This is a genomic window from Corallococcus llansteffanensis (assembly GCF_003612055.1).
GTDB classification, from domain to species: Bacteria; Myxococcota; Myxococcia; order Myxococcales; family Myxococcaceae; genus Corallococcus; species Corallococcus llansteffanensis.
Genome location: NZ_RAWB01000673.1, coordinates 1 through 4912, shown reverse-complemented (window position 1 = coordinate 4912; position 4912 = coordinate 1). Strand labels below are relative to the sequence as shown.

At 67.7% G+C, this 4912-nt stretch carries 8 protein-coding genes; all 8 read right to left on the bottom strand.

The window, feature by feature from the left end; all coding sequences use genetic code 11:
* The coding region (locus D7V93_RS46255; RefSeq protein ID WP_208723286.1) for a hypothetical protein at window positions 1-344 on the bottom strand (344 nt) is incomplete at its 3' end.
* 1 nt (window position 345) lies between these two features.
* Complete coding sequence (locus D7V93_RS37860) at window positions 346-828, bottom strand: phage tail protein (protein ID WP_120614093.1); 483 nt, start codon at window positions 826-828, stop codon at window positions 346-348.
* A 12-nt stretch (window positions 829-840) separates the two neighbouring features.
* On the bottom strand, window positions 841-1029 hold the full coding sequence (locus D7V93_RS37855; protein ID WP_120614092.1) for a DUF6760 family protein: 189 nt from the start codon (window positions 1027-1029) through the stop codon (window positions 841-843).
* On the bottom strand, window positions 1026-1397 hold the full coding sequence (locus D7V93_RS37850; RefSeq protein ID WP_120614091.1) for a hypothetical protein: 372 nt from the start codon (window positions 1395-1397) through the stop codon (window positions 1026-1028). Before D7V93_RS37850 ends, D7V93_RS37855 begins: the two co-directional genes overlap by 4 nt.
* 28 nt (window positions 1398-1425) lie before the next feature.
* A complete protein-coding gene (locus D7V93_RS37845; protein WP_120647951.1) occupies window positions 1426-1869 on the bottom strand; it encodes a phage tail protein in 444 nt (147 codons plus the stop codon).
* A gap of 87 nt (window positions 1870-1956) precedes the next feature.
* The gene (locus D7V93_RS37840) at window positions 1957-3585 is read right to left on the bottom strand and encodes a phage tail sheath family protein (RefSeq protein WP_120647950.1); all 1629 of its coding nucleotides are present in this window, start codon (window positions 3583-3585) and stop codon (window positions 1957-1959) included.
* A gap of 59 nt (window positions 3586-3644) precedes the next feature.
* On the bottom strand, window positions 3645-3962 hold the full coding sequence (locus D7V93_RS37835; protein WP_120647949.1) for a hypothetical protein: 318 nt from the start codon (window positions 3960-3962) through the stop codon (window positions 3645-3647).
* Window positions 3959-4579: a Pvc16 family protein gene (locus D7V93_RS37830; protein ID WP_120614087.1), complete on the bottom strand. Its 621-nt coding sequence runs from the start codon at window positions 4577-4579 to the stop codon at window positions 3959-3961. The genes D7V93_RS37835 and D7V93_RS37830 overlap by 4 nt, the downstream gene beginning before the upstream one ends.
* Window positions 4580-4912 lie beyond the last annotated feature (333 nt).

The following is a 4912-nucleotide window of genomic DNA, read 5'->3' as shown; positions in this document are numbered from 1 at the left end:
CGATGGAGCCGCTGGAGCCGTGTCCACAGCCGCGAGGCGACCCGCGAGGCATCCAGGATCGGTGCACTCCCGTTTCCGCTCTGTTCCCTGACGGTGGCTCCTGCACGGACCGCGGCGGTCGGTTCGCCTCCCACGAAACGGAAGGTCAGCGCGAGGTGTCGGGTGATGGAGACGCGCGAGGGCTCCCGAGCCGGGCGAGCCGGGAGCCGGTAGAGGTGCGCGAGTTCGGGCGACATCCCGTACGAAGCGTCGCGCTGGTGGCGCAGGAGGATCGCCCGGGTGGAGGCCAGGGTCGCGCGCAGCATCGCCGGCCAGCTCGCGGGCGCCTGTCCCCGTCCGGCCACGTCAGAAGCCCCTGGGATTGAAGAGCCCTTCGTGAACGAGCGTGAGGGCCTGGACGGCGATCTGGGGTGAGTTTGCATTGAACTCAGGTCCCTCCCACGCGGTGGGGTACGCACGGACGAAGTTCCACCACTTCATCGGGATGCCGAGGTGGTTCATCAGGTAGAGGGTGCCGTTCCTGCGGACGATCTTCCCGTCGATGACGTCCTGGTACCAATGCCAGAGCAGGTCCAGGTCGGACACGCCCTTGCGGAGGATGAGGTTGCCGTAGGTCGTCTGGCCCGGCAGCTTGTACTCGTGCGTGTTGACGCCACCCTCGCGCCGCGAGTCGACCTCCGTGTTGATGCTCATGCCGGAGACCTCGCTGAATCCGCCCGCGATCATCCCCTGGATCTCCACCAGGAAGTTGTAGCCGAAATACGGATCGTCCCGGATCCCCAGCCGGGATGCCGCCACGGTCGCCACGCCACCGCCGATGACCGCCATGAGGCTCCTTCGCTACAGGTCGAGCAGCGACTTCTCCTTCTTGGAGGAGCCGCCGACCTCCCGGTTGATCCTGCTGACCTCTTCGCACCACCGCCGCCGGTCGCGGTGCTCGAGTCCGAGCAGCGTGTCGTGGTCCCAGTGCAGGTAGTACGCGAGAAAGGCTATCTCCTCGTGCAGGGCGTCGAGGGGATAGCCTTTCAAGGGCCCCGGTGCGACTCCACGTCCGTTTCGAAGGCGTGGTTGCACTTGGGGCAGACGGTGTCGAGTGTGTCGCGTCCGCGCTCGTTGATGCGGTTGTACAGGTCCTGGAGCATCGCGAAGTCCGCCGCGAACAGGTTCTCGATGACCTTGGGCGACACCATGGGCAGGTTGCCCAGCCGCGTCACCACGCGCGACAGCAGGATGACGGACAGGTAGCTGGGGTTCTGTTGGACGCGCGGGTCGCGCAGCGGGAGGATCTCATCCCCCGCGGTCGCCAGGCGCATCGTCCCGTCCTTGTGGAGGTCGCCGCCCTCGTCGGCGTAGCCGAGCTTCAGGGTGAAGGGAAACTCGGTGATCAATGCCGTCATGCGACTGTTCCTCGGGTGCGCTTGCGTTTCAGCGCGCGCGCTTGATGGTTTCCAGCGCCAGTTCCAGCGACTCGATCAGCACGTCGCCGCCCTTCGCGTCGAGATCGCCGGACTGGTACTTGGTCGGCCACACGCCGGCCATGTCCCACCGCGCGCCGTCGTTGCCCGCGTCATCCACGACGACGACGGAGACGTTCTTGCGGCCACCGGGCGCTCCGGCCCCCAGCTCGCTGACCAGCAGCCACCACTCGTACAGCTCCAGGGAGCTGGACAGGCCGCGCTTCAGCGACAGCGTGCCCACCTTGGGCATTCCCGACAGCCTGCGCGTGTACGGGTCGGTGCCCTCGCGGTAGTCGATCGCGTCCATCGACTCCTCGGGGATGGTGGCGTTGGAGAAGGCCGCCACCTGGATGCCCTGGATCTCGACGCGGAAGCGGAAACTCTTGTACGGGTCCGTTCTCTCGGTGGCCATTCGGGGGTGCGCCTCGTGGTGTTCGGTGTGCTGCCCGGGGACGGGCCCCGCCGCGTCGCGGGGACCCGGAAGGTGTCACGCCAGGGCTCAGCCGGTGGGGAGCGTCGCCTGCTGGATGCGGATGACGACGAACTCGGCGGGGCGGACGGGGGCGACGCTGATGTCGATGAAGAGCATGCCCTGGTTGCGTGACTCTGGAGGGTTGTTGCTGGCGTCGACCTGCACCAGGAACGCCTCGGATTGCCTCGCTCCGAAGAGTCCGCCCGCCTGCCACACCGTGGTGAGGAACTGGGTGACGTCACGGTTGACGGAGCCCCAGAGCTTCTGGTCGTTCGGCTCGAAGACGACCCACTGCATGCCCCAGTAGAGGGAGATCTCGATGTAGATCAGCAGGCGGCGCACACTGATGTACGTGAGGCTCGTGTCGGTGGACAGGGTCCGGGCGCCGTAGGTGACGATGCCGTAGCGGGCCAGGTTCCGGATGGCGTTGACGCCGTTCGGGTTGAGGGTGTCCTGGTCGGTCGACGTGAACAGGGCCGTCAGGCCCACCGCGGACGCAATCTTCCCGTCGAGCACCCCGGCCGGAGCCTTGAACACGCCGACGCGGCGGTCCGTCTCCGCGTAGGTGCCCGCGACGGCACCGGACGGGGGGATGGGCACGCTGCGCGACGTGAGCCCGTTGAAGAAGTCCATCCACGGGCAGTAGATGGCGCCGTAGGAGGAGTTGAGCGCGTTGCCGGCGGGGATGATGCCGCTGGAGGACGCGGTGCCGCTCTTGAAGGCGACCAGCTCCTCGACGCCGAGCCCCAGGGGGGTGTCCGCGATGAGGAACAGGTCGCGGGGCGCGCGGCTCTCGCAGTAGGAGAGGGCCTGTTGAATGAGCGACCGCTGGAGGCCGTAGTCGTCCACCATGCCCGTGTCCGGGAGCACGAGGAGGTTGATGTCGTTGCGCGGGTTCAGGGACGCGAGCGCGGTCGGATAGTCGACAGGGGTCGTCACCGAGTCGCCCCCGCCGCCCTGGAGGGACGTGGGGTTGACCAGGTTGTTGGGGCGGGTGCCGGCGATGTCCGTCACCGCGGCCCGGATGAAGAGCGACTGGCTGTTGATGCGCTGTTCGAGCGCGCTGCGGGCGTTCACGTCGGGCTTGGAGAGGTCCGCGGCGGTGAGGCCGGGGTACTCCTCGACGAGCCAGTAGCTCCTGCTGCTGGTGGTCACCGTGGTGAGCTGGTTGTTCACCACGTAGCGCGACACCAGGCTGTCCACGATGGTCATCGGGCCGGTGGGCACGGCGTAGAGGACGCGCAGGGTGAAGATGGGCTTGGGCGTCGCCGAGGGTGGGTTCTCGGTGGGGTAGTTGAGGATCTGGATCGCCAGCTTGTTGCCCCAGAGCCCCGGCGAGGACGCCTGAACGGTGAGGCTGCCCTGGGTGACGCTCGCGGACGTCATGCTCGACGGCGGGTTCGGCGCCGCCCGGACGACGTAGCAGAGCGAGCCGCCCTCGGCGAAGAAGTTGTAGACGGCGAACGGGACGTTGTGGCCCCACAGGAAGTTGCCGAACGCGCGCATGAACGCGTTCCAACTGTCGATGAGCACCGGCTGGTTGAGCGGTCCCGCTTCGGTCCACCCCACGAAGACGGTGGTGCTGGTGCCGACTCCGGAGATCTGCTGCGGCCCGGCGAGCTCCTCGATGTAGACGCCCGGGTGCTGATACGCCATGGCCACGCATCCACCTTTCGTGAGTCGACCCGCGAGTATAGGGAGCGCCCCCGCGTGGATCAACGAATCGCGGGAAGAGGCAGGGGCTGCAACGCGAACGTGAGCACCGCGTTGGAGTCGTCAGGCGACTCCGGGACGGTGAAGGCCGTGTCGAGCGGCTGGTGCGCGGGCGCGGTGATCCGCACGACGTGGTTGCCCACGGGAATACCGACGAAGACGTGGTAGCCGTCGGACGTGAGCCGCGGCTCCCAATGTTGTTCCGGGTCGGGGAAGAGGAACCCGACCCTGGAGGTCAGCACCCTGCCGGAAACCGCGCCCACCACCTGGATGGCCACGGACAATCGGGTCCTCACGCGCTCCCGGACGGGCCGCGTCATTCCTTGGCCTTCTCGTCAGGCTCGACAGGCACCTGATAGGTCGAGGTGACTTCGTAGACGCGCTGCACCGGCTCCTCGTTGAGGCGGGGGATGCTGACGGGGCTCACGGTGTAGAAGAGCGACAGCCGGTAGGGCTTGCTGGGGAAGCTGCCCCAGAGCTGGTGGATCTCGTTGAGGCTGAGGTTGTCGGGAACGAGGGTGAGGTAGTCGTTGCCGGTGCTGCGCAGGCCGCCCTTGAGCGCGTCGCCCTCGAGCACGGCGACGTCCGAGAACAGGCGCTTGAGCCGGTCGATCAGGATGAGCTCCAGCTCGGCGTTCTGCGCGTAGGCGACCATCAGGTACAGCAGGTCGACGACGGCGGGAGCGGCGCGGCGGACGAAGCCATTCTTCGTGCGGACGATCGTCGCCGGGGTGTTGCGCAGGTAGGCGTTGTCGGAGAGGCGGTAGAGGTAGACGAGGATCAGTGGCCGGCGTCCCTGGATGCCGGCCTCCTCGTTGGCGGGGGAGTGGTACTCGACGTCGACGTCACCGGGCTTCTCGATGAAGACGTTCGCGCGAATCAAGGCGCCCAGGCTGATGCTGACGTCCCGGAGCACCGTGCCACCTGCGTCCGCCATGTCGAAGTCTCCCTCTGCCGATCCTCGGGGCGCGTGCCGTCGAGCGGAGGAGAACGTACCCGACCGCTGGCCCGAAGACGATGGCGTTGCCTGCCCGCGCCGGGGGCCTCACAGGGTCATTCAGGAGTACCGCGTGACCCTTGCGCGAGGTCCTCCACGAGGAACAGCCGTGAGAGTGGGACTGCCCACGCTGCCAGGGAGACTGTCCCCAGCACGGGGGCCACCCCAGAACGCGTGGTGTTGAGCGCCAGGCCGCAGTAGCCCCCCTGCCCAAGCCCCCTGCCGCGCCCCTGAGGGGAGCGCGGCCTGAGCGGGCGTGTGCCCCATGAGGGC

Bases quoted from the DNA above. Each gene is read 5' to 3' on its own strand.
- D7V93_RS37840 (WP_120647950.1), bottom strand. From the start codon at position 3,585: ATGGCGTATCAGCACCCGGGCGTCTACATCGAGGAGCTCGCCGGGCCG.
- D7V93_RS37860 (WP_120614093.1), bottom strand. From the start codon at position 828: ATGGCGGTCATCGGCGGTGGCGTGGCGACCGTGGCGGCATCCCGGCTG.
- D7V93_RS37850 (WP_120614091.1), bottom strand. From the start codon at position 1,397: ATGACGGCATTGATCACCGAGTTTCCCTTCACCCTGAAGCTCGGCTAC.
- D7V93_RS37845 (WP_120647951.1), bottom strand. From the start codon at position 1,869: ATGGCCACCGAGAGAACGGACCCGTACAAGAGTTTCCGCTTCCGCGTC.
- D7V93_RS37830 (WP_120614087.1), bottom strand. From the start codon at position 4,579: ATGGCGGACGCAGGTGGCACGGTGCTCCGGGACGTCAGCATCAGCCTG.
- D7V93_RS37835 (WP_120647949.1), bottom strand. From the start codon at position 3,962: ATGACGCGGCCCGTCCGGGAGCGCGTGAGGACCCGATTGTCCGTGGCC.